Origin of the sequence: Domibacillus tundrae (genome assembly GCF_000970675.1) — a bacterium.
Taxonomy (GTDB): domain Bacteria; phylum Bacillota; class Bacilli; order Bacillales; family Domibacillaceae; genus Domibacillus; species Domibacillus tundrae.
The window spans coordinates 1-24,959 of the sequence record NZ_LAJA01000009.1 but is presented as its reverse complement, the minus strand read 5'-3'; the positions used below and the strand labels follow the sequence as shown (position 1 = coordinate 24,959).

At 43.5% G+C, this 24,959-nt stretch carries 23 protein-coding genes, 15 tRNA genes, 2 rRNA genes and 1 riboswitch; of the genes, 11 read left to right on the top strand and 29 right to left on the bottom strand.

Annotation, left to right across the window (positions count from 1 at the left end):
* Nucleotides 1-73 precede the first annotated feature (73 nt).
* Nucleotides 74-898 carry an EcsC family protein gene (locus VQ00_RS10125; RefSeq protein ID WP_046180018.1) on the top strand — a complete coding sequence of 275 codons (825 nt, stop codon included), beginning with the start codon at nt 74-76 and terminating at the stop codon, nt 896-898.
* Here the strand turns inward: VQ00_RS10125 and VQ00_RS10120 are convergent.
* The 3 genes from VQ00_RS10120 to VQ00_RS10110 form a co-directional block, all read right to left on the bottom strand.
* A complete protein-coding gene (locus VQ00_RS10120) occupies nt 895-1,572 on the bottom strand; it encodes a TrkA C-terminal domain-containing protein (RefSeq protein WP_046180017.1) in 678 nt (225 codons plus the stop codon). The two genes, VQ00_RS10125 and VQ00_RS10120, sit on opposite strands and share 4 nt — an antisense overlap.
* Before the next feature lie 51 nt (nt 1,573-1,623).
* Nucleotides 1,624-2,937, bottom strand: a complete 1,314-nt coding sequence (locus VQ00_RS10115; protein ID WP_046180016.1) for a SpoVR family protein — start codon at nt 2,935-2,937, stop codon at nt 1,624-1,626.
* Between the two features lie 133 nt (nt 2,938-3,070).
* Nucleotides 3,071-4,804, bottom strand: a complete 1,734-nt coding sequence (locus VQ00_RS10110) for a phospho-sugar mutase (RefSeq protein ID WP_046180015.1) — start codon at nt 4,802-4,804, stop codon at nt 3,071-3,073.
* Between the two features lie 154 nt (nt 4,805-4,958).
* On the opposite strand from VQ00_RS10110, the gene VQ00_RS10105 reads away from it, so the two are divergent.
* Nucleotides 4,959-5,375, top strand: coding sequence for a disulfide formation protein C (locus VQ00_RS10105; protein ID WP_046180014.1), 417 nt, complete (start codon nt 4,959-4,961; stop codon nt 5,373-5,375).
* 4 nt (nt 5,376-5,379) lie between these two features.
* Nucleotides 5,380-5,856, top strand: coding sequence for a thioredoxin family protein (locus tag VQ00_RS10100; RefSeq protein WP_046180013.1), 477 nt, complete (start codon nt 5,380-5,382; stop codon nt 5,854-5,856).
* Between the two features lie 36 nt (nt 5,857-5,892).
* On the opposite strand, the gene VQ00_RS10095 is transcribed toward VQ00_RS10100, so the two are convergent.
* Entirely contained in the window at nt 5,893-6,252 is a 360-nt protein-coding gene (locus VQ00_RS10095; protein ID WP_046180012.1) for a DUF5365 family protein, read from the bottom strand.
* A 92-nt stretch (nt 6,253-6,344) separates the two neighbouring features.
* On the opposite strand from VQ00_RS10095, the gene VQ00_RS10090 reads away from it, so the two are divergent.
* The 5 genes from VQ00_RS10090 to VQ00_RS10070 all read left to right on the top strand — a co-directional run bounded on the left by VQ00_RS10090 (nt 6,345) and on the right by VQ00_RS10070 (nt 11,128).
* Nucleotides 6,345-7,253, top strand: a complete 909-nt coding sequence (locus VQ00_RS10090; protein WP_046180011.1) for an RluA family pseudouridine synthase — start codon at nt 6,345-6,347, stop codon at nt 7,251-7,253.
* A gap of 45 nt (nt 7,254-7,298) precedes the next feature.
* Entirely contained in the window at nt 7,299-7,919 is a 621-nt protein-coding gene (locus VQ00_RS10085; protein WP_046180010.1) for a DUF47 domain-containing protein, read from the top strand.
* A 13-nt stretch (nt 7,920-7,932) separates the two neighbouring features.
* Complete coding sequence (locus tag VQ00_RS10080; protein WP_046180009.1) at nt 7,933-8,931, top strand: inorganic phosphate transporter; 999 nt, start codon at nt 7,933-7,935, stop codon at nt 8,929-8,931.
* A 164-nt stretch (nt 8,932-9,095) separates the two neighbouring features.
* Nucleotides 9,096-9,707: a nitroreductase family protein gene (locus tag VQ00_RS10075; RefSeq protein ID WP_046180008.1), complete on the top strand. Its 612-nt coding sequence runs from the start codon at nt 9,096-9,098 to the stop codon at nt 9,705-9,707.
* A gap of 119 nt (nt 9,708-9,826) precedes the next feature.
* Complete coding sequence (locus tag VQ00_RS10070; protein WP_046180007.1) at nt 9,827-11,128, top strand: NCS2 family permease; 1,302 nt, start codon at nt 9,827-9,829, stop codon at nt 11,126-11,128.
* Between the two features lie 38 nt (nt 11,129-11,166).
* On the opposite strand, the gene wrbA is transcribed toward VQ00_RS10070, so the two are convergent.
* Nucleotides 11,167-11,763 carry an NAD(P)H:quinone oxidoreductase gene (gene wrbA, locus VQ00_RS10065; protein ID WP_046180006.1) on the bottom strand — a complete coding sequence of 199 codons (597 nt, stop codon included), beginning with the start codon at nt 11,761-11,763 and terminating at the stop codon, nt 11,167-11,169.
* 71 nt (nt 11,764-11,834) lie between these two features.
* On the bottom strand, nt 11,835-12,968 hold the full coding sequence (gene yhbH, locus VQ00_RS10060; RefSeq protein ID WP_046180005.1) for a sporulation protein YhbH: 1,134 nt from the start codon (nt 12,966-12,968) through the stop codon (nt 11,835-11,837).
* A gap of 73 nt (nt 12,969-13,041) precedes the next feature.
* Here yhbH and VQ00_RS18840 point away from each other — a divergent pair, with 73 nt between their 5' ends.
* On the top strand, nt 13,042-13,215 hold the full coding sequence (locus tag VQ00_RS18840) for a hypothetical protein (protein WP_172645570.1): 174 nt from the start codon (nt 13,042-13,044) through the stop codon (nt 13,213-13,215).
* A 169-nt stretch (nt 13,216-13,384) separates the two neighbouring features.
* On the opposite strand, the gene VQ00_RS10055 is transcribed toward VQ00_RS18840, so the two are convergent.
* From VQ00_RS10055 to thiC, 4 genes are all read right to left on the bottom strand, one after another.
* Nucleotides 13,385-15,268, bottom strand: coding sequence for a PrkA family serine protein kinase (locus tag VQ00_RS10055; RefSeq protein WP_046180004.1), 1,884 nt, complete (start codon nt 15,266-15,268; stop codon nt 13,385-13,387).
* A gap of 292 nt (nt 15,269-15,560) precedes the next feature.
* Nucleotides 15,561-16,031: a tRNA (uridine(34)/cytosine(34)/5-carboxymethylaminomethyluridine(34)-2'-O)-methyltransferase TrmL gene (gene trmL / locus VQ00_RS10050; RefSeq protein WP_046180003.1), complete on the bottom strand. Its 471-nt coding sequence runs from the start codon at nt 16,029-16,031 to the stop codon at nt 15,561-15,563.
* A gap of 27 nt (nt 16,032-16,058) precedes the next feature.
* Nucleotides 16,059-17,195, bottom strand: coding sequence for a tRNA epoxyqueuosine(34) reductase QueG (gene queG, locus VQ00_RS10045; protein ID WP_046180002.1), 1,137 nt, complete (start codon nt 17,193-17,195; stop codon nt 16,059-16,061).
* A gap of 98 nt (nt 17,196-17,293) precedes the next feature.
* Nucleotides 17,294-19,027, bottom strand: a complete 1,734-nt coding sequence (thiC, locus tag VQ00_RS10040) for a phosphomethylpyrimidine synthase ThiC (RefSeq protein WP_046180001.1) — start codon at nt 19,025-19,027, stop codon at nt 17,294-17,296.
* Nucleotides 19,028-19,142: 115 nt separating this feature from the next.
* A riboswitch (TPP riboswitch) is annotated at nt 19,143-19,258 on the bottom strand.
* Between the two features lie 134 nt (nt 19,259-19,392).
* Here thiC and VQ00_RS10035 point away from each other — a divergent pair.
* A complete protein-coding gene (locus VQ00_RS10035; protein ID WP_046180000.1) occupies nt 19,393-19,908 on the top strand; it encodes a hypothetical protein in 516 nt (171 codons plus the stop codon).
* Between the two features lie 207 nt (nt 19,909-20,115).
* On the opposite strand, the gene VQ00_RS10030 is transcribed toward VQ00_RS10035, so the two are convergent.
* Nucleotides 20,116-20,832, bottom strand: a complete 717-nt coding sequence (locus tag VQ00_RS10030) for a metallophosphoesterase family protein (protein WP_046179999.1) — start codon at nt 20,830-20,832, stop codon at nt 20,116-20,118.
* A 339-nt stretch (nt 20,833-21,171) separates the two neighbouring features.
* Between VQ00_RS10030 and VQ00_RS10025 the strand changes: the two genes are divergently transcribed.
* Nucleotides 21,172-22,017 (top strand): STAS domain-containing protein, encoded by an 846-nt coding sequence (locus VQ00_RS10025; RefSeq protein WP_046179998.1) that lies wholly within the window; start codon nt 21,172-21,174, stop codon nt 22,015-22,017.
* 49 nt (nt 22,018-22,066) lie between these two features.
* Here the strand turns inward: VQ00_RS10025 and VQ00_RS17740 are convergent, their stop codons facing one another.
* The 18 genes from VQ00_RS17740 to VQ00_RS09935 all read right to left on the bottom strand — a co-directional run.
* A complete protein-coding gene (locus VQ00_RS17740) occupies nt 22,067-22,939 on the bottom strand; it encodes a hypothetical protein (protein WP_052728470.1) in 873 nt (290 codons plus the stop codon).
* Between the two features lie 189 nt (nt 22,940-23,128).
* Nucleotides 23,129-23,212, bottom strand: a tRNA-Leu gene (locus VQ00_RS10015).
* 9 nt (nt 23,213-23,221) lie between these two features.
* Nucleotides 23,222-23,295: transfer RNA gene (locus tag VQ00_RS10010), tRNA-Cys, on the bottom strand.
* 11 nt (nt 23,296-23,306) lie between these two features.
* Nucleotides 23,307-23,381: transfer RNA gene (locus VQ00_RS10005), tRNA-Gly, on the bottom strand.
* 4 nt (nt 23,382-23,385) lie between these two features.
* A tRNA-Gln gene (locus tag VQ00_RS10000) sits at nt 23,386-23,460 on the bottom strand.
* 12 nt (nt 23,461-23,472) lie between these two features.
* A tRNA-His gene (locus tag VQ00_RS09995) sits at nt 23,473-23,548 on the bottom strand.
* Nucleotides 23,549-23,567: 19 nt separating this feature from the next.
* Nucleotides 23,568-23,641 (bottom strand) — tRNA-Trp (locus VQ00_RS09990).
* A gap of 5 nt (nt 23,642-23,646) precedes the next feature.
* A tRNA-Tyr gene (locus VQ00_RS09985) sits at nt 23,647-23,730 on the bottom strand.
* A 25-nt stretch (nt 23,731-23,755) separates the two neighbouring features.
* A tRNA-Thr gene (locus VQ00_RS09980) sits at nt 23,756-23,831 on the bottom strand.
* A 4-nt stretch (nt 23,832-23,835) separates the two neighbouring features.
* A tRNA-Phe gene (locus VQ00_RS09975) sits at nt 23,836-23,911 on the bottom strand.
* A gap of 24 nt (nt 23,912-23,935) precedes the next feature.
* Nucleotides 23,936-24,012: transfer RNA gene (locus VQ00_RS09970), tRNA-Asp, on the bottom strand.
* A gap of 6 nt (nt 24,013-24,018) precedes the next feature.
* A tRNA-Met gene (locus VQ00_RS09965) sits at nt 24,019-24,092 on the bottom strand.
* 10 nt (nt 24,093-24,102) lie between these two features.
* A tRNA-Val gene (locus tag VQ00_RS09960) sits at nt 24,103-24,178 on the bottom strand.
* Between the two features lie 7 nt (nt 24,179-24,185).
* Nucleotides 24,186-24,260 (bottom strand) — tRNA-Glu (locus VQ00_RS09955).
* Nucleotides 24,261-24,293: 33 nt separating this feature from the next.
* Nucleotides 24,294-24,385: transfer RNA gene (locus VQ00_RS09950), tRNA-Ser, on the bottom strand.
* A gap of 4 nt (nt 24,386-24,389) precedes the next feature.
* Nucleotides 24,390-24,464 (bottom strand) — tRNA-Asn (locus VQ00_RS09945).
* A 19-nt stretch (nt 24,465-24,483) separates the two neighbouring features.
* Nucleotides 24,484-24,599, bottom strand: a 5S ribosomal RNA gene (gene rrf, locus VQ00_RS09940).
* A gap of 250 nt (nt 24,600-24,849) precedes the next feature.
* Nucleotides 24,850-24,959, bottom strand: a 23S ribosomal RNA gene (locus tag VQ00_RS09935); the annotation flags it as partial.

The window sequence follows — 24,959 nt, the reverse complement described above, 5'->3', positions numbered from 1 at the left end:
TGAGGCGTTTTTTTTTGAAACTAAATCATGATAACATTCGTATGATCAATTTAGAGAGGCAGGGATCAACAAAATGGAAACAAAAGAAACTCTTATGGAACATCTGCAAAAAATTGAACAATGGGAAAACGATCAAAAAGGATTATGGATATGGGACCGCGCCGCACGACTTCCTTTCGCTATCCTGGATAAAATGACTCCCTCTTTTATTCAAAGAAAAATCGGCTCATTGCTAGATGAACTTGGATATTATCTCCAAAGCGGCGGCAAATATTTAACGAAGCAGAGCAGCATTTTAAAAAAGTTAGAACGACATGCCGAAACGCCTGTTCATACAATTGATGATGTGAAAAAGCTGCCTCTTTCCGCTATGGATCAGACGGCTTTATCTATTCAAAAATCGCATGCAGGCGCCGCAACTGTTCAAGGAGCGACAACCGGTATCGGCGGTATATTTACATTGGCCGCTGATATTCCGGCTACGCTTGCCCTCTCCCTTAAAACGCTGCAAGAAATTGCTGTCGCTTACGGTTACGATCCAAATGAACGGGAAGAGCGGGTTTTCGTCATTAAATGTCTTCAATTTTCTTCATCTGACATTGTTGGGAAACGGGCGATTTTAAAAGAAATCTCGGACTATGCCAACCGTGGCAACAGCAAAGAAATGATTTCACAAATGCAAGGCTGGCGTGAAGTCGTGCTTTCTTACAGAGAACAATACAGCTTAAAGAAAGTATTCCGTCTCATACCGGTTGTCGGCATTATTTTCGGAGCGATCTCTAACCGCTCGATGATTGAAGACTTGTCGGATACGGCGATGATGCTCTACAGAAAACGGCGCATTCTAGAAAGACTGGCTCAACAAACAAACGAAACCGAATCGGACATCCGCATTTAATGCGGATCGTCTGATTCGGTTTCGTTTGTGAGATCCTCGATCACTTGACGGTTTCCATACAAATAAAGCTTATCACCGGCTTGAATGGTTTCACTAGCCAGTTTTTTCCGTATATTCATTTCTCCACGCTTAATAAACAACAAATTCACATCCCAGCCTTCTTTAAACACATCTTTCACTTTTTTTCCATCCAGCCGGCTATTTTTTTCAATGACAACGTCTGTTACGACGTCATCTTCATCTAAAAAGAGTGCTTCTTTTATGGGAAGTTCCGAGATGTCGAGGTTTTTTTTCATCTCATATTCGAATCGATTCTGGAAGAGCTTTTTTGTCATTGGTGTTTTTCCAAGGATAAAAATGATAAGCAGCCCGGCACTGATCATAATAAGCTTGTTCAGCCGCAAATCGTCAGACAAAATATTAGTAATAGCTGAAATGATAACAGCCAATGAAAAAGCACCGAATAAGATAAGAAACATACTGATGCGGCGCCGAATTGGATGATCAATGATAAGCTGTGATTCATCGGTCGTAAACCCTGTTCCTGTCAGCATCGAAATTGCCTGATAGCGGGCTACTTCTTTTTCAAGACCTGTTAGTGTAAATGCAATGACCGATATTTCAATAACAAGCACGATAATTAGGAAATAGAGAAGGATAAAAATCAAACTCATGTCCAGCCTTCTTTCTTAGACAACGTTTTCCCCTTATCCTTTCCATGGCCGTTACGTTGTAAACATGCTGCCATATTTTCTTTTCAGCCCGTCTGCACCTTGCGTAAAAACCGTTATTCGACCGTCTATAACCGTGGTCAGGTGCACCGGTTTCCCCCAAAGCGTATAAAGATGCGGAATCGTCTGCTCCAAATAACTAATATCTAATTCCTTTCCTTCATATGTGTGCAAAATATGCAAATCTTCTTTTCCATCCGTCACATAAAGCGATGGGAAGCCCCCATTCACTTTTGATGAAACTAGCTGATTCCGCACTGTCTCCCACTCTTTGTCTGTAATTGTCCAATGGGCGCCTTTTTTCTCAAACAGATAAAGATCTTCCTGCTCCACAAACTCCTTCGTAATATAGTTGCGCAGAAATGAAAGATCTGTTTCCGTTGCACGAATATCAAAAAGGATGTCCCGGCTGCCATGCTGCTTTTCAATGTACTCGTACAGCTTTACACCGACGTAATACGGATTTATTCCCATTTTAGACGGCTGCACAACATCTGCGTTCAGACGAGCATAATCAATCGCTTCCGACTCCGTTAAAGCTAGTTCTCTCATAATGCGCATATGCCAATAAGACGCCCAGCCTTCATTCATGATTTTTGTTTCCATTTGCGGCCAAAAATAAAGCATTTCCTGCCGGATAATCATGATAATTTCACGCTGCCAGTCGTTTAAAACCGGACTGTTTTGGGCAATAAACGCCAGCAAATCTTTTTCATGGATTGTTTCCACTTTTTTCTCGGACGGTTTCTCTTTTTCTAACAGGTCATCGTATTCATATCGATAAAGTGGCGGATCTTCTGTTTGGTGCAGGCCGATATGTGCATGCGGATCTACATGCTCCTCAATCGATAAAACTGCATCCAGGAACGTCTCGACTTGTTCAATTCCATGCTCGTCTGTCAACTGGCTAATTCGTTCTGCAGCGGATGCCATCGATTTCTCCATTTGATTATTTGTTTTTTGAAAATGAACGTTGTTTTTAAAAAAGTCAGAATGCGCTAAAACGTGCGCTACAATAAGCTTATTTTGAACGAGCGAATTTGTATTTAACAAAAAAGCCTGGCATGGATTCGTATTCATGACCAGTTCGTATATTTTGCTGAGCCCCATTTCATAATGAAGCTTCATTTTATAAAATCGTTTTCCGAATCGCCAATGAGAAAAACGGGCAGGCATTCCGTAAGCGCCAAATGTATAAATAATATCCGCCGGGCAAATCTCATAGCGCATCGTATAAAAGTCAAGTCCAAACCCAGTGGCGATGTCTGTAATTTCATCGATTGCATATTGAAGATCATCATGCTTCATCCGAATCCCCCCTGATCCATTGTATGCGGGGGAAAAGCAAACATGAAAAAGAGAGACAGAATGAAATCTGTCTCTCTTTAGGCCTGCACGATGCAGGTACAAAGGCGTTCGCGGTGCAGTTAGCCTTTGATCCTTATTTAAGCATCTCCCGCACACGGGACATGAAGTCTTCTTGAACAAAAGCAAGCTTTTCAGTCACCGCCCCAAACGAGTCGGCTTTGACACCGAAATAAAATTTCACTTTGGGCTCGGTTCCCGATGGACGGGCGCATACCCACGTCCCGTCTTCAAGGAAGTATTTTAGTACATTCGAAGACGGCAGCTCAATCGTTTCTTTCGTATTTGTCGCAATCACTGTCCGTTCACCCGTTTGATAATCTTCTACCGATTCAACAGCGATGCCGGCAATCGAAGCAGGTACCTGTGCCCGGAAGGAAGAAAGAAGCCCCGCAATTTGTTCCGCTCCATCTTTTCCTTTCAGTGTCAGTGACTGAAGTCCTTCTTTGTAATAGCCTACACGTTCATATAAATCCATCAATGCGTCATGTAGTGTTTTTCCTCGCTGTTTGTAATACGCACAGGCTTCAACAGCCATCAAAGCCGCCTGTACCGCATCTTTATCCCGGGCAAAATCGCCGATCAAATAACCGTAGCTTTCTTCGTAGCCAAATAAAAATTTGTACTCACCTGATTCGTTGTACTGTTCAATTTTTTCCCCGATAAATTTAAAACCGGTTAATACATCTTCGCACGAAACGCCATACTGCGCTGCAGCAGCGCGTCCGAGCTCTGATGTAACAATCGTTTTAAAAATACGGCCATTTTGGGGTAGCGTGCCTTTTTCTTTTTTGCGGGATAGAATATAATCAACCAGCACAGCACCCGTTTCATTTCCGGTTAATAACACATACCCACCGTTTCCGTCTTTCACTGCAACACCGAGACGGTCCGCATCCGGATCTGTCGCAATTAAAATATCCGCATCAACGTTTTGTCCATCACGGATCGCTAGTTCAAAAGCTGCTTTTTCTTCCGGATTTGGCGATTTCACCGTAGAGAAATCTGCATCCGGCTGCTCCTGCTCTGCCACAACGGTAACATGTTTATAGCCAAGGGCTTCAAGCGCCTGCCGAACCGGTTTATTTCCTGTACCGTGCAATGGGGAGAAGACAATTTTCACATCTGATTCTTTTGATGCTTCGGGCCATTCAGAAATAGTAACGAGCTTGTCTACATAGGCTTCGTCCATCTCTTTTCCAATCATTTGAATCAAGCCTTTTTCTTTTAAAACCGTTTCGTCCTCAACCTTAATTTGAAGTTCATCTCCTGCCGCGTACACATGATCAATCACCCGGTCCGCCGCTTCAGGTGCAAGCTGGGCGCCATCAGGTCCATATACTTTATACCCATTATATTCAGGCGGGTTATGGCTTGCTGTGATAACGATCCCGGCAAAAGCGTTTAATTCACGCACCGCAAAAGAAAGCTCGGGCGTCGGGCGAAGTTCATCAAATACATAGGTTTGAATACCAGCAGACGCAAGTGTTTTCGCACTTTCAATCGCAAATTCAGGTGATTTATGGCGGGAGTCATAGGCAATTGCTACCCCGCGTTTTTTTGCTTCTTCGCCTTGTTCCATTATATAGGCAGCGAGTCCTGCAGACGCTTTTCGAATGGTATACACATTCATCCGGTTTGTGCCGGCGCCAATTTCACCGCGCATTCCACCCGTACCAAATTCAAGATTTTTGTAAAAAGCATCTTCCAAACTTTTTTCATCCTCTTCAATTGAAACGAGCAGCTTATTCATTTCCACATCTAATCCCGAGTCGTTCTTCCATCTTGTGTATTCATCTTTCCAGGCCACAGGCAATCCCTCCAAACTATTATTTCCTATATCATACCACCTGTTCCACCTTTTTTACAGCTTAATACATGGCACAGAATGTTTTACTTTTCTCCTATATTCAGACTATAATGCTAATGTTCAGCATTTATTTTGATTATAGGCGGGATTTAATGTGCTAAAAAAAGAAAACTTGCTCTTTACCGCATGGGCTGCATCACTTACAGCAATGCTCGGCAGCCTTTACTTTTCAGAAATTGTCGGCTATGAGCCATGCGAACTTTGCTGGTATCAGCGCATTCTCATGTATCCACTCGTATTAATTCTTGGTATTGCCGTCGTAAGAAAAGATTTAAGAGCAGCCATTTATTCGCTGGTGATGTCTGCAATCGGCGGCCTTATCTCGCTCTATCATTATGGCATTCAAAAAATTGATTTTTTAACGGATGCCGCTCCTGCATGCGGCCGCGTACCGTGTACCGGAATGTATATTAACTGGCTTGGGTTCATTACGATCCCATTTCTTGCGTTGACTGCTTTCGCCATTATTTTCATTGCCAGCTTGATGATTTTAAAAAGAAAAGGAGACTAATCAATTGAAAAAAGTAATTATTTTTGCAGTCGTAATGTTCGTTATTTTTGGTGCGATTGCCTTCATTACACAATATCAGAAAGAAGAATCGTCAGAAGGAAATCCATATGGCAAGGACGATCTTCGTACGGAAACAGTAAAACAGCTTGACGATCCAAACTATCAAAATATTGTTCTTCCTGATGACCTTCAGAAAAAATTGGAAGACGGTGAAAATGCAGTTGTTTATTTTTACAGTCCGACGTGCCCGCACTGTCAGGAAACAACACCGGTCCTAATGCCAATTGCAGATGACGAAAATGTCGAAGTGCTGCAATACAACCTGCTTGAGTTTGAGCAAGGCTGGACAGAATACAAAATCGAATATACGCCTACACTTGTTTATTTTGAAAACGGCGTTGAAAAAGACCGTCTTGTCGGCAGCCAGCCGGAAACGGAATGGACGGCCTTTCTTGGTCAGACAAAAGAAGAACAGCAATAAAAAAATGGCCTTCCACATAAACGGGAGGCCATTTTTTTATTTAGAAAAGTTCGCTGGTTTGTGTTCGACAAAAAACGACAAGGGGAACGGAAAAGCAATTTGATAGCTTTGCAGTGTATGGATGCTTTCAGTAAACAACGCTTCATAACTATATGAAATCGATGATGTTTCTAAAATGGAAATAATCGTATTAAGTGCCGTGATGACACGTGAGGCATCCTGAAGAGATTCTACATATTCAAGTGTTTTATCATCCAGAGAAAAAAGCTTCTCCGCTTCAAACATTTCGACAAGATCCGATTGAATATAGCGCGGAAATACCTGTCTCGACAAATAAGAACATAATGTTTTTATTTTTTCTTCTTGTTCAATTGTTGAAGACATAAGCATGGACATGATTTACAGCCACCTTTATTTGCAGTCTTCCACAAGAATACCATACAATTCATGCAGAGAGAATAATTATTTGTCAGAAAAGGATGATTTCAATGAACACAATTCGACAAGGAACGATGTATACGATTCAGATCGATCATGCTTGGATGGGCTTAACCATCGAAGACCTTTTTTGGGCAAAATGGGCGCTTCCAAAAAAAATGATCCATGCATGGCGAATGGAGAAAGCAGTTCTCCTGAATGGACAGCCTGCTGACTGGCGCCGGCCAATGGATAAACATGAGCGCTTGTCTATCCCCTTTTTCCGACCTGGTCCATTTGGTGTCGATCCCGTTTATCCGCCTCCAGCTATTTTATACGAAGATGATCATCTCATTGTTGCGGATAAGCCATCCGGCATGAAAACACACCCGAATGAGCCGAATGAAAATGATACGCTTCTGAATGGTGTCTGCTACCATGTTTCACTCGCCGGGGAAACGCTGCCTGTGCGTCACGTGCATCGACTGGATGAAGGAACAAGCGGTGCTGTCTTATTTGCCAAACACGAAGCGGCTTATGCCGTGTTGTCCCGCCTGCTTGAACAAAAAGAAATTTTCCGGACGTATTATGCTGTTGTGGATGGAGAAGTAAAAAAAAGAAACGGCATCATTACAAAGCCAATTGGAAAAGATCGTCATCACCCGTCCAGGCGGCGAATATCATCAAATGGACAGACGGCGGTCACCCACTTTAAACGAGTAGCTGTGCAAGATGGAAAGTCGTTGCTCGAATGCCGGCTTGAAACGGGCCGCACCCATCAAATTCGCGTTCATCTGGCTTCGATTAACCATCCGATCACCGGTGATATGCTGTATGGGGGCAGCCGAACATTTTCAAGCCCGATACTCCATGCAGCCAAATTAACAATTCCTCACCCTTTTGTAAATGATTGCGTAACCGTTACGTCTCCAGTTCCCGATTCGATAAAAAAGCTTTTTCAAACGATATTTTTCGAGTAGAATAGGAAAGTTAGCATTATATTTATATATTTTTAGGGGGCCTTTATGGTGTTCAAACAGAAAAAAGATAAATTTTCAATTTTGCTGGAGTCTATTGCTTTGAATTTAAAAGAAGGAGCTTATTATTTCGCTGAGTATAAGTTGAAAAACGCAGGTGATTTAAAAATCTTTTCAGATGAAATGAAACAATTCGAAACGAAAGGCGACGAATTCGTTCATGAAATCATTAAAGAGTTAAATCATACATTTATTACGCCAATTGAGCGGGAAGATATTTTAGCGCTTGCGATGAGCATGGATGATGTATTAGATGGCCTTGAATCGACAGCCGCGATGTTTGAAATGTATTCGGTTATTGGAGCGGATGAGTACATGTTGAAATTTGTCGACGCTATTCGGGCATGTGCCGATGAGATTGTTATTGCCATTGATCTTCTTTCTGTAAAGAAATTACCGGCAATCCGGACGCACGCTATTAAGATCAAAGAACTTGAAACTGTCTGTGATGGAGTGCTTCGTCAATCTATTAAACATATTTTCACGATTGAGAAAGATCCGATCCGTCTTATCAAAATAAAAGAAATTTATGAAAACCTTGAAGATATTGCTGATTTCTGCCAAGACGTCGCGAACACACTCGAAACTATTATTATGAAAAACGCATAAGGGGTCTTGACTGTTGGATACATTATTTCTCATTACCATTTTAATTGTCATTTTTGCGCTTGCCTTCGATTTTATAAACGGGTTTCATGATACAGCCAACGCCATTGCGACTGCTGTATCAACAAAAGCGCTTACACCACGGCGCGCCATTATACTCGCCGCTTTTATGAATTTTCTTGGGGCAATGACGTTTACAGGCGTTGCCAAAACAATTACAAAAGACATCGTTGATCCATTTATGCTTGAAAATGGCTCTGTCGTTATTTTAGCGGCACTTATTGCGGCTATTTTTTGGAATTTACTTACTTGGTATTACGGTATTCCCAGCAGTTCTTCGCATGCGATCATCGGGTCTATTGCCGGTGCCGCCATTGCAGCAGCAGGTTTTCAAGCACTTAACTATAATGGTTTTTTCAAAATTCTTCAGGCGCTCATTGTGTCTCCATTATTGGCTTTTGCAATCGGTTTTATTGTGTACAGCATTTTCAAGGTCGTTTTTAAAAATAATAACTTGGCAAAAACCAATCGGAACTTCCGTACTTTCCAAATTTTCACCGCGGCTTTGCAGTCCTATACACATGGTACAAATGATGCGCAAAAAGCGATGGGTATTATCACATTGGCGCTTATTGCGGGCAATCAGCAGCAAACCACTGAGATTCAGCCTTGGGTACAGATTTCCTGTGCGCTTGCAATGGGACTCGGCACCTCAGTCGGCGGATGGAAAATTATTAAAACCGTCGGCGGAAAAATTATGAAAATACGCCCAGTGAATGGTGTTGCGGCAGATCTTTCATCTACGATGATTATTTTTACAGCTACACTGATTCACCTGCCTGTCAGTACGACACACGTCATCTCATCTTCTATTCTCGGCGTTGGAACATCCCATCGCGTCAAAGGTGTAAAATGGGATACTGCCCAGCGGATGCTGGTAACGTGGGTGATTACACTGCCTGTTTCCGCTACAATCGCAGCAATCTGTTACTATACATTAAATATCTTTTTTTAAGCTGAATCCACACGGATTCAGCTTTTTTTGTCGAGAAAGCTAATTTCTTGACGAATAAACGAATATTGATTAAAGTGAGAAACGATAGTGATTACGAAAAGTAATTAATGAACGATTTTTCCCAATTATGTCATGGGAAATGAAAATTTAGGAGGATTTGTTTTATGTCTGATTTTTTTGATGTGACTTTAAGCCGCCGTTCGGTCAAAGTATACGATCCGAACGCTCACATATCGCAAGAAGAATTAACGGAACTGCTCGAAATGGCCGGACGCGCGCCATCTGCCTGGAATTTGCAGCAATGGCACTTCCTTGTTTTTCATGGGAAAGAAGTCCAGAAAAAATTGCTGCCAATCGCGTATAATCAGCAGCAAATTGCCGATGCTTCAGCTGTTATTTGCATATTAGGGGATTTAGAAGCGAATTTAAACATTGACCCTGTTTTTGATCCGCAGGTGGAAACGAACGAAATCACACCGGAATTGAAAGAAATTTTAGCCGGACAGATTAATGGCGCCTACAAACGGGCTGAATATCCACGTGATGGAGCTATTTTAAACTCATCGCTCGCAGCGATGCAATTTATGCTCGCGGCACGTGCGAAAGGGTATGATACTTGCCCAATGGGCGGCTTTAACGCTTCCGGTTTAGCTGACGAATTTAACGTGTCAAAACGCTATTTGCCAACGATGCTCATTACGATCGGTAAAAAGCTTCAAGACGGCCGTCCAACTGACCGTCTCCCAATTGAAACGTTAGTCACGTATGCAAAATAAGCTTTAAAAAGCCGCTTCGTAATCGAGGCGGCTTTTTGAATTGCCCCTTGCATCACTTGCCGAAAACGTCTAGTATTAATTTTGGATTTTTAATGATTGTTTTGTGGGGGAATGGAAGAATGTTCAAACTAACTGAACACGGAACGACCGTCAAAACGGAACTGCTTGCCGGCTTGACAACGTTTTTAACGATGGTGTACATCGTGGTGGTCAATCCGCTTATTTTACAAGATGCCGGCGTACCATTCGAACAAGTCTTTACAGCGACCATTATCGCTGCAGTTGTGGGCACACTTTGGATGGGCTTATTCGCCAACTATCCGATCGCGATTGCGCCCGGAATGGGAATGAATGCGTACTTTGCGTACTCTGTTGTCGGCTCACATGGCGGCATCACGTATGAAACGGCGTTTGCGGCTGTTTTTATTTCCGGAATTTTATTTGTTCTTTTATCGCTGACACCGCTCCGTGAAAAATTGATTGAAGCGATACCCACGAATTTAAAGCACGGCATTTCTGCCGGTATCGGCTTGTTTATCGCATTCATCGGACTTCGGCTAACCGGTATTATTGCTGCGGATGAAAACAACCTCGTCAAGCTCGGCGACTTGCACAGTCCGTCCGCGCTGCTTGCTTTGTTCGGCCTTGCCATCACGATTATTTTAATGGTTCGCGGTGTAAACGGCGCTCTGTTTATCGGGATGATTACTACCGGTCTTGTCGCCTTTTTCACTGGCCAGCTTTCATTTAATGACGGGTTAATCGGTGCTCCCTCTATGCCGGAAGGATTAATTGCCTTTAATCCGATTTCTGCATTTGGCGATGTCGTTGGGCACGGACTATATGCGGTTGTATTTTCATTTTTGCTTGTCACCATTTTTGACACGACCGGCACGATGATCGGCGTAGCCCAGCAAGCCGGTTTAATGAAAGGCAATACAATGCCACGGGCGCGTCACGCGCTTCTTGCTGACTCCGTTGCAACGTCTGTCGGCGCCATGACAGGCACAAGCCCGACGAGTGCATACATTGAATCGTCGACTGGCGTTGCTGCCGGCGGACGAACAGGCTTAACGGCTGTGACCGTTGCTGTTTTATTTATTCTTGCTGCTTTCTTTGGTCCGCTTGTCTCTGCTGTCTCGGGAATTTCTGCGATTACGGCACCAGCACTCATTATTGTCGGCTGCCTCATGATGGAAAGCGTCGCAAAAATTAACTGGAATGAGCTTGATGAAGCCTTCCCGGCTTTTTTGATTATTTTAAGCATGCCGCTGACCTCAAGCATTGCAACCGGTATTGCGCTCGGATTCGTATCTTACCCGCTTGTGAAAATGGCACGCGGCCGCTATAAGGAAGTCCATCCGCTCGTGTACATTTTTGCGGTCTTATTCTTTTATCAGCTTGCCTTTTTACCCCATTAAAAAATCCGCCCTGGTCATCGGGGCAGATTTTTTCTCTTTTATAGATGAGACAATGCTTTCGCAATCGATACGGTGCGTTTTGCCTGGTGCTTAACAGCTGCTTCTACGTTTTCTTTCATGCCGTTTTCTCCAACCGTTACGCTCGTGCCATATGGATTGCCTCCTGCTTCGAATAAAACAGGATCGGTGTAACCAGGCGCTGCAATGATCGCTCCCCAATGATACATTGTTGTATACAGCTGCAAAATCGTCTGTTCCTGCCCGCCGTGCGGATTTTGGGCAGATGACATGGCGCTGACCGCTTTATTGGCTAACTTCCCTTTTGCCCAAAGACCGCCTGTCGTATCAATAAATTGCTTGAATTGTCCAGGCACATTTCCGAACCGTGATGGGACGCTGAAAATGATCGCGTCTGCCCATTCCAAATCATCAAGCGTGACCTCTGGAATGCTTTTTGCTTCTTCTACATGAGCTTTCCACGCAGGATTTCCTTCAACCACCGATGACGGGGCTGTTTCCGGTATTTTTAATACTTTTACATCCGCTCCCGCTTCTTCACCGGCTTCTTTCGCCCAGTTCGCAAGTTTTAAATTCGTTCCGGTCATGCTGTAATAAATAATGGCTAACTTAGCCATGTTTTGTTCCCCTCTCATACGTTATTTACTCTTTACTCAGTTTGCCCGCTAAAGAAAGGAACAAAACATGTTTATTCATCCCGATGAAAAAAATAAGACAGCGCCGGATAAACATCTTCTCTCTTCCGGATCACATACGATTTAAACAATGGATTTTCCACTTTTCGAAAAGCGGACATAAGCGGTGTCGTCCGGTTGTATTGGTTTACTTCCCCGTAGCCGAACATACGGCAGTGCGGCAATACTTTTTCAAGAAGCGCCACACATTGCAGGTTGTCCGACGCAAGATTATCCCCATCAGAAAAATGAAATGGATAAATATTATAACGATTCGGCGAATATTTTTTTTCCATTAGTTCCAGAACAAGCCGATAAGCAGAAGAGCAAATGGTCCCACCGCTTTCTCCTTTTGTAAAAAAATCATTTTCTTCCATGAGTAATGCTTCTGTGTGATGCGCAATAAAAACGATATCTACAGTCGCGTATTTTTTTCGTAAAAACCGGGTCATCCAGAAAAAAAAGCTGCGGGCAATATATTTCTCAAACGGTCCCATGCTGCCGCTCGTATCCATCATGGCAAAAATAACTGCTTTAGACTGTGGCGTTTTTTCATCTGTAAAGGCACGAAAACGTCGGTCTTCGGGACGAACAGGAAAAAAGGATGTTTCCCCTCCGAGTGAATTTCGTTTAAAAGCTGCTAATAATGTTTTCTTTTTATCGATGCGTGCGGTCACTCCTGTTTTGCGAATGTCGTTAATCTTCCAATCAGTTATGATGGATTCTGCTTTTTCTTTTTCTGCTAAATTCGGAAGCGACAGATCAGAAAAAAGTGCGTCTTCAATTTCTGCCATGCTCACTTCCGCTTCATAAAAGTCTTCTCCGCGCTGATTGCCGGCTTTTTTGCCCTGTCCTGCTGTACTTTTGTCATCACCGGCACGAGCGATTGCGTCACCAACTTCTCCTTTTCCCTGCCCCGTATGTGCCGACTTTTCATCCGAGTAGCGGATTTTATACTCTTGCAACGATCGGATCGGCAGCTTTACAGTCCGCTTCCCATCCGACATAATAATTTGTTCTTCCGTCACCATATCCGCCAAATTTTTTTTGATCGCTTCTTTTACTTTTTGGCGATGCCGCTCCTGGTCATCAAACCCTTTCCGGTGCAGCGACCAGTCTTCTTCAGATAAATGATAAAACGGCTTCATTCCCTTTCCTCCCCCAGTTTGATTTTGCTAAGACAGGGTATACTATTAAGAAACGAACGAGAGGTGACTAATCATGAATTTCAAAAAGCGCGAAGTAGAGCCTGTCAATTCTATGGTCACTAGCTTTGAAGACATGGAAATCCTTGGCCGCCAAATGGAACGCCAGCGAACAAACGAAGAACTAGAGCAGCACGATCGTCAGCCTGACCCTGTACAATATGATAAATCAACGGATGGAAAGCAATAACCCGGCTGCCTGCAACCGGGTTTTTCTAAATGATAAGAAGTGTTGTCCAGTTCCAGAAACCATCGGCTTGAGTCATAAGCCAAGCCCTGCTGGAGGAGGCAAAAGCCGCCTCCGCCAGTGCTCATCTTATGCTGGTCGCCAATAAGTGGGTGCCTTACACTTTCCTTATTTATCGATTTAAAAGTCCACCGACATAACGGAGCAGTTCATTGGCAGAAACTGAGTTATAGCCGCACTCGTCGATAAGCCGGGCCATTACTTCATTCATTTTTTTCATCTGCTGTTCATCCGGTGTAACAGACGACGTTGTAATTTTCACGACATCTTTTAAATCGGAAAACAGCTTTTTTTGAATAGCATCCCGCAGCCGGTCATGCTCTCGGTAATCGAATTTTCTCCCTTTTCTAGCATAAGCGGAAATCCGAATGAGCATTTCTTCACGGAATGCTTTTTTGGCGTTTTCGGATACGCCGATTTGTTCTTCAATTGAACGCATGAGACGCTCGTCCGGGCTAATTTCTTCCCCCGTCAGCGGATCATTTAATTTCATTTTATTGCAATACGCTTCTACGTTGTCTAAATAATTATCCATAAGCGCTCGAGCAGATTCTTCATATGCATATACAAACGCTTTTTGCACTTCTTTTTTTGCTGTTTCATCATATTGCTTCCGCGCTTCGGAAATAAACTGCAAATATTTCGTCCGCATTTCTTTTGAAATGGATGGATGTGAATCCAGTCCGTCTTTTAATGCCCGAAGCACATCAAGCGCATTAATCGAATTCGTGCCTTTTTTAATGATGGCAGCAGAAATCCGGTTCATCACGTAGCGCGGATCAATCCCGTCCATTCCTTCATCTGGATATTCTTTTTTCAGTTCAGAAGCATCAAGACTGGTTAACCCTTCTACAACTGCTCCGTCATAAAGCTTCATTTTCATAACGAGGTCGACATTTGCCCGGCTTGATTCTTTTAAGCGCGTTAAAATGGTGAACATGGCAGCTGTCCGAAACGTATGCGGCGCAAAATGAATCGTCGCCGCCTCACTTTCATGGATCATTTTTTCATAAATTTTTTCTTCTTCGGTTACTTTTAAGTTGTATGGAACCGGCATGACGATCATCCGTGAATGAAGGGCTTCATTTTTTTTATCGGCAATAAATGAACGGTATTCTGTTTCATTCGTGTGCGCAATAATCATTTCATCGGCTGAAATAAGTGCAAACCGGCCGGCTTTAAAATTCCCCTCCTGGGTAAGTGATAAAAGGTGCCATAAAAACTTCTCATCGCATTTCAGCATTTCCTGAAATTCCATCAAGCCGCGGTTGGCAATATTCAGCTCACCATCAAATCGGTAGGCACGCGGGTCGGACTCAGAACCGAATTCCGCAATGGTTGAAAAGTCGATGCTGCCGGTTAAATCGGCAATGTCCTGAGATTTCGGATCAGACGGGCTGAACGTACCGATTCCTCTCCGTCGGTCTTCCGAGAAGAAAATGCGTTCAACTGGCACGTCTTCAATTCGACCGTCAAATTCATGCTCAATCCGGTACGCATTTAATGGCGACAGTGATCCTTCAATGCGAATGCCGTACTCTGCGAAAAAATCATCCCGCAGTTCACGAGGGATTAAATGAAGCGGATCTTCCGCCATTTGGCAGTTTTTAATCGCGTAAACTGCACCGGCGTCTGTTCGTGTATACTGCTCAAGTCCGCGCTTTAACATCGAGACAATCGTTGATTTCCCACCCCCGACCGGTCCCATCAGCAGTAAAATCCGTTTCCGTACGTCCAGCTTTTTTGCAGCCGGATGAAAATACTCTTCAACAAGTCGTTTAATCGGTTCTTCAAGGCCGAAAAGCTCGCGGCTGAAAAAGTCATAATGGCCATCTGTCACGCCGAATGAACGGATCATATTGTATATACGCGCATGTGCTGGCATCGCAATGTGCGGCTTCTCTTTCACAAGCTCTAAATACTCCCGGAATGTTCCTTCCCAGCGCAGCTTGTCTTCTTCGGCACGGCATGTTTGAATTTTATCGAGTATCGTCATAAATGGCTCCCTCCGCTCCGCACTCTAATGGGCGTATTTATCGGATTTTATGCGCGGACGAACACATTTATGAGAAAAAGAAGCGTTCACATTCGATATCGTTTCCGTTATAATAAATGAAGATTGATACGTCCACGTTAAAGGAAGGAGCTTATTTTCATGAGACTTTTAGGCATTCTTTTTGTCTGTGTCGCTTTTTTAACAGCGATTTTCGCAGCAGGCTACGATGACAAACCAGGCACAAAGTGATGAATATAAAAAAGCTGTACCGAAAAATTCCGGTACAGCTTTTTTAATGAAGCCCAGGAAAACCTTGCTGGCGAAGTGCTTCGTATACAAGAATAGCCGCTGTATTGGATAAATTAAGCGACCGGACGTGATCGTTCATTGGAATGCGCAGGCAGCAGTCAATATTAGCCTGAATTAACTCTTTCGGCAATCCCGTCGTTTCTTTTCCAAACATAAAATAATGATCCTGTTCTGTATCGCTGTAATCAAATTTCGCATGATCCTGCGTACCGAACTTTGATAAATAATACATGTTGCCATTGTTTTTCTCAAAAAAATCATCAAGTGAATCGTAATACGTAATATCGACGAACTCCCAATAATCAAGTCCCGCACGTTTGAGCATTTTATCATCTGTTGAAAATCCGAGCGGCCGGATTAAATGAAGCGGAACACCCGTCGCCGCGCATGTTCGCGCGATATTTCCTGTATTTGCCGGAATTTCCGGCTGATATAACACTACATGAACAGCCACAAACTTTCACTCCTTTTCAAAACATCATTATAGCACGGAACGAAGCGACTTCAGTGCTTTTTTCACCTCTTCAATCACTGCTTCTTCTTTTTCCTTCAGCAGTGCTTCATTTAATTGCGATTCCGCTTGCCCACCGCCGATTTGACCGATTGCATACGCCGCGGTTCCTCTTATAACCGGACGCGGGTCTTCACGCAGGACATCCGCAAGAATTGGCAGAGAAGACGCTTCTTTAAAGTGTGCCAATGCAATGATCGCGTTTCGCTGAATCGGCTTTTTGCCCCGCCAAGAACCTGACATCCGGCCGAATCGTTCTTTAAATTCTTTATTGCTCATCGACAGCAGCGGCTCAAGCAATGGTTTTACCTGCTCATTCTCCGGAATCATTTCTTCATGCCGCAGTGTGTGTTTTCCTTTATTTTCTGGGCAGACTGTCTGGCATGTATCACATCCATATAATCGGTTTCCAAGATGTTTACGGAACGGCTCCGGTAAAAAATCTTTCGTCTGCGTTAAATAAGCAATGCAGCGTTGTGAATTTAGCTGGCCGCCTTGAACAAGCGCACTTGTCGGACATGCGTCAATACATTTTGTACATGTTCCGCACTGGCTTTCCATTGGCGTATCCGGCTCAAATGGAACATTAGTCAGCATTTCCCCCAAGTACACGTATGAGCCGAATTCAGGCGTAATAATGGCGCAGTTTTTTGCACTCCAGCCAATTCCTGCCCGTTCAGCGACGGCGCGATCCGACAGCTCTCCTGTGTCCACCATTGATTTAAACTGAACATCTGGCAGCTTTTCCTGTAAAAACTGTTCCAGCAACTGCAGCTTTTTTCGCAAAATGGTGTGATAATCTTCTCCCCACGAAGCACGGCAAAACAAGCCGCGCCGCTCGCCTTTTTTCCCTTTCGGCGCCTCTTCAAGTTTTGAAGGGTAGGCAAGCGCGATCGCAATAATCGAACGCGGCTGATCAAGTAAGAGAGCGAGGTTCGTCCGCTTATCAATATCTTTTTCTTCAAAGCCAGACGCATAGCCCAACTCCTGTTGCTGGATCAACTTTTGTTTTAACTCAAGAAATGGATCGGCCGCAGCGAATCCGATTTTATCAATGCCAATGTCTTTGCTGTAGTCAATCAGTTCCTGCTTTAACTGCCGGTACATGCCTTCTCCTCCACTCCATAGAAAACAGGCAAACGGGAATCCCGTCTGCCTGTTTGTTTTCCTTATTATTTCATATAAAACGGATAAAGTCGAGTCGATCAGCTGTAAATTCGACTTCCGGTTTCTGTAAATTCTTTTGACTTTTCTTTCATTCCTTCTTCGGCTGCCTGCTTGCGTAAGTCATGAGAAATGCGCATCGAGCAAAACTTCGGTCCGCACATCGAGCAGAAATGAGCGGTTTTCGCTCCTTCTGCCGGCAATGTTTCGTCATGATATTCACGTGCCCGATCTGGATCAAGCGATAAATTAAACTGGTCATGCCATCTGAACTCAAACCGCGCTTTTGATAATGCGTCATCCCTCTTTTGTGAGCCTGGATGTCCCTTAGCCAAGTCAGCTGCGTGCGCAGCGATCTTATACGCAATAACGCCTTCCCGGACATCATTTTTATCCGGCAGACCGAGATGCTCTTTCGGTGTGACATAACAAAGCATCGCCGTTCCATGCATCGCAATCAATGCAGCACCAATGGCAGACGTAATATGGTCATAGCCAGGGGCAATATCCGTTGTCAGCGGTCCAAGCGTATAAAATGGTGCGCCTTGGCATATATCGATTTCTTTATCAATGTTTTCTTTAATTTTATGAAGCGGTACATGTCCCGGTCCTTCAATCATCACCTGCACATCATGTTTCCAGGCGATCTTCGTCAGCTCACCAAGTGTCGCAAGCTCCGCAAACTGCGCTTCATCATTCGCATCGGCGATTGATCCCGGACGAAGACCATCCCCCAGCGAGACCGAAATGTCATATGCTTTTAATATTTCACAAATTTCTTCAAAATGTGTATAAAGGAAGTTTTCTTCATGGTGTGCGAGGCACCATTGGGCTAAAATAGAACCGCCGCGCGATACAATACCTGTCGTCCGTTTAATCGTCATCGGGATGTAGCGAAGGAGTACACCAGCATGAATTGTGAAATAATCGACTCCCTGCTCTGCCTGCTCAATGAGCGTGTCCCGATACACATCCCATGTTAAATCTTCCGCAATGCCTTTTACTTTTTCAAGCGCCTGATAAATCGGCACCGTCCCAACCGGCACCGGCGAATTGCGAATAATGAACTCACGCGTTGCATGAATGTTTTTCCCGGTCGATAAATCCATGATTGTATCCGCACCCCAATGCGTCGCCCACGTCATCTTTTCCACTTCTTCCTCAATCGATGAGCTGACAGCCGAGTTACCGATATTCGCATTTACTTTCACATGAAAATGGCTGCCAATGATCATTGGCTCATTTTCCGGATGATTAATATTGGCAGGTATAATTGCCCGTCCCGATGCTACTTCTGCGCGGACGACTTCCGGATCCATATTTTCACGAATAGAAATATATTCCATCTCCGGCGTGATGATGCCGTTTTTCGCATAATGCATTTGCGTCACGTTTTTGCCTGGCAGAGCTCGTCTTGGAACATGATTAAAATCAGCTTTAAACATCGTTGCTGTATCTTTCGCTCCATTATCTTCCGGCTTTACTTCGCGGCCAGTATACACTTCTGTATCATTTCGTTCTTCTACCCAGCGTTCTCTCGTCCGTGGCAGCCCTTTATGTACATCCGCAACAAAACCCGGCTCAGTATACGGACCGCTTGTATCATACACAGTAATTGGCTCGTTTTGAACAGCTCCCGCGTCTGTCGTTGTATCACTCAATTCGATTTTCCGGAATGGAACACGTACATCCGTACGTGTTCCCTCTACATATACCTTCTCGCTTGCCGGAAATTGTGCCTGCAGATCAATTTTTTCACTTTCCAGTCGATTCATCTTTTTTCCTCCTTATGCCTGCTGAACCGATCTGGAGACCATACACTGGAAAAAAATAAAAACGGGTTCTTTTAATAAATAAAAGAACCCGTGAAATAGTGTAATCAACAGCTTAAAAGCTGTGTCCCTACTTCCCTACGCTGGTACTGGCCAGATCAGGTTCGAAGGGTTAAAGAGCCTTTGTGCGCGCTCTTCTCTCAGTCCGGCTAACGGACACCCCCAGCAGATACTATGAAACTGTTTAAACAGTAACATAAGAAAGAACATTATGTAAAGTTATTTTTTTCTTGAAATATAAAAAATTGATTCTTTTTCTGAAGAGTGATAGGCTTTTTCTATCTTATTTTTGAGCGGAGGTATTGAAAATGGGGCGTATTACACTCGCTGAAGCAGTAAAACTAAAAAGCATTTTGACAAAGAAGATTCATGAATTGGAAGAAGAAATTCGCCGTGTTGCTTTCATCACTGCGGAGAAAGGCGAACCAGTAAAATCCGGATTGCGCACATTATCTGCTGTCGATATGGAGCTGGAGGACGTAAGAAAAGATGCACGCCTTCTCGATAAACTGATGTACCGGGCAAATATTGACCATGAAATCGTGTTTAAAGGTGAAACCGTTCCTCTTGTAGAAGCGATCGAATGGGCTATTCAGCTTCGTGCCCGAGCCCGCTTATACAAAGAATTTGGTGCTTCCGAAAAACAGGAAATTCAATACGGATTTTCCGATAATACGACGGTTTACCGGATTGCCCTTTTCGAGCCAGAAGACTATCGCCAAAAAGCCATCCAGCTTGAAAAAGAAGCACATAAATTATCAAATTCAATTAATGCAAAAAACTATTCGATTGAAATTCAATTTGACGACGAAAAATATTTTTAACCTTGAAAAAGTGAGACTCTTTTTCAAGGCGCAGTGGAAGAAGACCAAACACAATTTGAATAGAAAAGCAAACCAATAACCTTTTCCCTTTCACCTTGTGACCTATTCATCATTACCAACTGCCGCAAAAGCAAATGACCTCTTTTAGGAGATATTCCGGTCTTCCCACTGTGAAACAGTCCTCTTCCAAGAAGAGGACTGTTTGTTTTATATACTTGCGTTGCGAATTACATTAACCATCTGTTGATTCGGGTAATTCAACTGCTCATACTGCTTTACCACTTCTTCAGAATCAAATTGAACACGTTCAATCGATGTGCTGACACGATTTCCTTCAATGTCAACAATTGCATAAGACGATTTTTTCACTCCGTCAAATGGAAGGCCCACACTGCCGATATTAATAATCACCTTGCCGTTTATATAGCGGATATATGGTTTATGTATGTGTGCATACACATAGATGTCAGAATCAGTTGATGACATTAATTTTGTTTTAATGACTTCATCCGCCTCACTTGGAAGAACCGCCTCAAATAAACTATCTGGTGTTGCATGAAAAACGTTTATTGCCAAGTCAGATGCATTAAAACGAAGATCAGTGGGCAATCCGGCCAAATAATCAAGATCATCCTCATTTAATTGTGAAACAGTCCATTTCCGCTCTTTATTCATCATTTCAAGTGCCTGATCCGCTACTTCTCCCTTTTTCACCCCCCGTACTACCCACTCATCCGCATTTCCTTTAATAACATCTGTCTTCAATGCCTGTATAAGCTCCAATGATCGTTTCGGCTCCGGACCACGGTAGCAAAGATCTCCAAGCACATAAATTTTATCAACCTGTTTTGCTTTAATATCTTTTAATACTGCTTCAAGAGCAACTGCATTACCATGAATATCAGAGATAAAAGCTGCTTTCATAAAATAAACTCCTTTTTAAGCGTATTTCTTTTATGGTATCACGAGAATTAAAAGTCCACAAAAAACAGTATGATGAATGGTTATCACGCACTGTTTTTGTATATCCTCATTATCCTTTTGGCGGCTATGGTTCATTTCCATAGCTTTCTTTAGTCCTGGCTTTTCCGTCACGCCCATGAAAGACCCGCTCCTTTTAATTGCCAGCTCCTATCCTTATGTTTAGAAACATACTGATCTGCCAAAGGAAACACTCCTTCCCGTAAAAATATAATTCTTTTTTACAATAAAGAATTATATACTATGTCTAAAGGAATTTTCATGAGGGAGTAGACATAGTGAATGAGAGATGAACTTCGTTATATAGGAAAAAAAATTATTCAAAATGATCTTGCACTTGCTAAAGCAGTCGATGATATTCAAGACAATGACTATAAGCAACGACTCGAAAGCTCCGGTTTTCCAGCACTTGAGTTTACGGAATACAGGGCTGAACTACTCCGTTACTTTGGAGAAGCATTGTACATGAATTTTGAAGAAACCGTTGAGAAAGTGAATGCCTGGGGTGAAAAGGTTGCCAACAAAGCGATCTATTACAACATTTCATTAAGCGATTCTTTAATAGCGATCTCTAATTATCGCACCGTTATTTGGAATGTTTTTACCGAAGAGCTGGAGCAAAGAAAATTTGCTGCTAGAACCATGCTGGACGTATCAAAAATAATCGATCCTTTATTTGATAAAGTGAGCCGTATTTTTGGTGAGGCCTACGAAGATAACAGTAAGAGATTAATGGCTATTGCCTATACGGCACTTGAGGAGTTATCCGTTCCCGTTGTTCCAATAACAACAGGAATAGCTGTCATCCCTCTTGTAGGAGCAATAGATACATACCGGGCGCAGTTAATTATGGAAACAGCATTAACAGAAGGTGCCCGACTAAAGATTTCTCATTTTATCTTAGATATTTCAGGTGTTCTTATTATTGATACGATGGTCGCCGATCAAATTTTCCAAATCGTAAAGGCTTTAAAACTAATCGGCATACAGACCATTCTGACCGGAATACGGCCTGAAATTGCACAGACCATTGTCAGCCTGGGTTTAAACTTCAACAAGATCAAAACACACGCAAGCCTGAAGCAAGCGTTAAAAGAACTAGGCTTTAAGCACATAAAAATTTGTTAAAACAAAAAGCTCACCTAATAAGTGAGCTTTTTGTTTTGTATAACTACTTTTATTCGGCATTATTTCTTTCCAATTTTTCTTTCATTTGTGAAACTGGAATATTTGTTTTCTCTTTTTGCTCCCCAGCCTCTAATTCCTCTAATTCTACTCTTGTTTGAGGAAAGCCATTTGCCTGCCAGTCATCTCTATACTGAGCATCTAATGCAGTTAGCCCTTTATATGCTTCTTCTCTTTTAGCATCAACACTTTCAATATTATCCTTTTTTAATTCTGTTGATTCATCAGCAATAAATTCCTTATTTCCCACCGTTTTGCTCACGATCATCTCATTTGAATCATTTGATTCTTGTTTTTTCTCACCCGTCACTTTCAGCTTAGAGCCAATTCCGCTTTTAATGCCTTCCACTACTTTATGAGTTCCAGCTTTAATTCCGCTTTCTACTTTTTGCATCGTTGTAGAAGCTGTTTGCTGGTTATTGCCCGTTTCCTGCTTTTGTTGATAAGCATTCAAAGCTAAAACAATTCCAGTTGTAAGTAACGCTGTGGAACCGACTACTACACCCATTGTCATTTCTTTTTCTTGAATGGTCGAATTCATTTTATCCAGCATTTCTTTTTCCTTTTCCATCATTTTTTGCTGCGTTACAATCCCGGTTTTTACCCCTTCGATTGTTTTATTAATTCCGCTTTTTATTATCCCTTCTTCTGTTTCAATTCCACTTCTAATGAAGTCCGTTGTTTTTTCAGTTCCTGTTTTCACTCCATTTTTTATTCCTTTTTTCATTTCCTGCATTGCGCTAAACTCTCGATTTTGTCTTTCGAGCATTAATTTTCTACGTTGATACCCTTTTGATACTTTTACTGCACCTGCAGACGCTAAAGTCGAAGATCCAACTATAATACCCATTGTAGATGTTTTCATAAATATCCCTCCAATAATAATGGTTAATAAGGCTATTACCAAAAATTAGACTTGCTAAACGATATCTTTTATATTCAATACTATTTATCTATAATTTTTCATTATTTTCAGTAAGGAGGCCAGCAAATAGTAAAATAAAAAAACCCTTCAACAAAATGTTGAAGGGTTTTCCTCTATTGAGAAACTGGATACCGGCGGCCGGGGTCGAACCGGCACTCCCGTGAAGGAACTGGATTTTGAGTCCAGCGCGTCTGCCAATTCCGCCACGCCGGCAAAAAATAATGGAGGCGGCAACCGGAATCGAACCGGTGGTAAAGGTTTTGCAGACCTTGGCCTTACCGCTTGGCTATGCCGCCTTAATTGAATATGGAGCGGAAGACGGGATTCGAACCCGCGACCCCCACCTTGGCAAGGTGATGTTCTACCACTGAACTACTTCCGCAAAATGGCTGGGCTAGAAGGATTCGAACCTTCGCGTGACGGAGTCAAAGTCCGTTGCCTTACCGCTTGGCTATAGCCCAATTTTGTAAAGATGGGGCGATCGAGGGGAATTGAACCCCCGAATGTCGGAGTCACAATCCGATGCGTTAACCCCTTCGCCACGACCGCCATCATAAAATTATTCGATTGGCAGGGGCAGTAGGAATCGAACCCACACCGGAGGTTTTGGAGACCTCAGTTCTACCTTTAAACTATGCCCCTATAAATGGTGGAGGGGGGCAGATTCGAACTGCCGAACCCGAAGGAGCGGATTTACAGTCCGCCGCGTTTAGCCACTTCGCTACCCCTCCACAGCTTAACTATACTTCGAAAAAATGGTGCCGGCAAGAGGACTTGAACCCCCAACCTACTGATTACAAGTCAGTTGCTCTACCAGTTGAGCTACACCGGCAACATGGTGGCTCAGGACGGAATCGAACCGCCGACACAAGGATTTTCAGTCCTTTGCTCTACCGACTGAGCTACTGAGCCAATTAAAATGTTATGTATGAAAAATGGCGGTCCGGACGGGACTCGAACCCGCGACCTCCTGCGTGACAGGCAGGCATTCTAACCAACTGAACTACCGGACCAAACAATTGCGGGGGCAGGATTTGAACCTGCGACCTTCGGGTTATGAGCCCGACGAGCTACCGAGCTGCTCCACCCCGCGATAATAATAATGGTGGAGGATGACGGGATCGAACCGCCGACCCTCTGCTTGTAAGGCAGATGCTCTCCCAGCTGAGCTAATCCTCCAGAATGTTGGTGACCCCTACGGGATTCGAACCCGTGTTACCGCCGTGAAAGGGCGGTGTCTTAACCGCTTGACCAAGGGGCCAAAATATATATGTATTTGTTTTTTTAGAGTAACTGGCGGAGAGCAAGGGATTCGAACCCTTGAGACAGCGTAAACCGTCTACACGATTTCCAATCGTGCTCCTTCGACCTCTCGGACAGCTCTCCAAAATGGCTCCGCAGGCAAGACTCGAACTTGCGACCGATCGGTTAACAGCCGATTGCTCTACCACTGAGCTACTGCGGAATAAATGATATAAAATTCTGCCAGGCGGCGTCCTGCTCTCACAGGGGGAAACCCCCAACTACCATCGGCGCTGAAGAGCTTAACTGCCGTGTTCGGGATGGGAACGGGTGTGACCTCTTCGCTGTAGCCACCTGACTTTTTTTACGACATTCATTATTATAGCATAAAAAGTGGTTTTTGCAAGAACTTTTTATGTTCTTTCAAAACTGGATAGAAGCGTTCATTGTATGGGCATAAAAACCGGTTGGATACACAGCCATGTGTTGTCCAGCTCCAGTCGGCCAGCCCCTCGGGCATAAGCCGTCACAGCTGTGTGGCAAAGAGCACCACCCTTCTGGTCCGTCTTACGCCTGCCGGGCCTGAACGGCCGACTTGCGCATTTCGTTTGATTAAGTCCTCGATCGATTAGTATTCGTCAGCTCCATGCGTCACCGCACGTCCACCCCGAACCTATCTACCTCGTCTTCTTCAAGGGATCTTACTTACTTGCGTAAT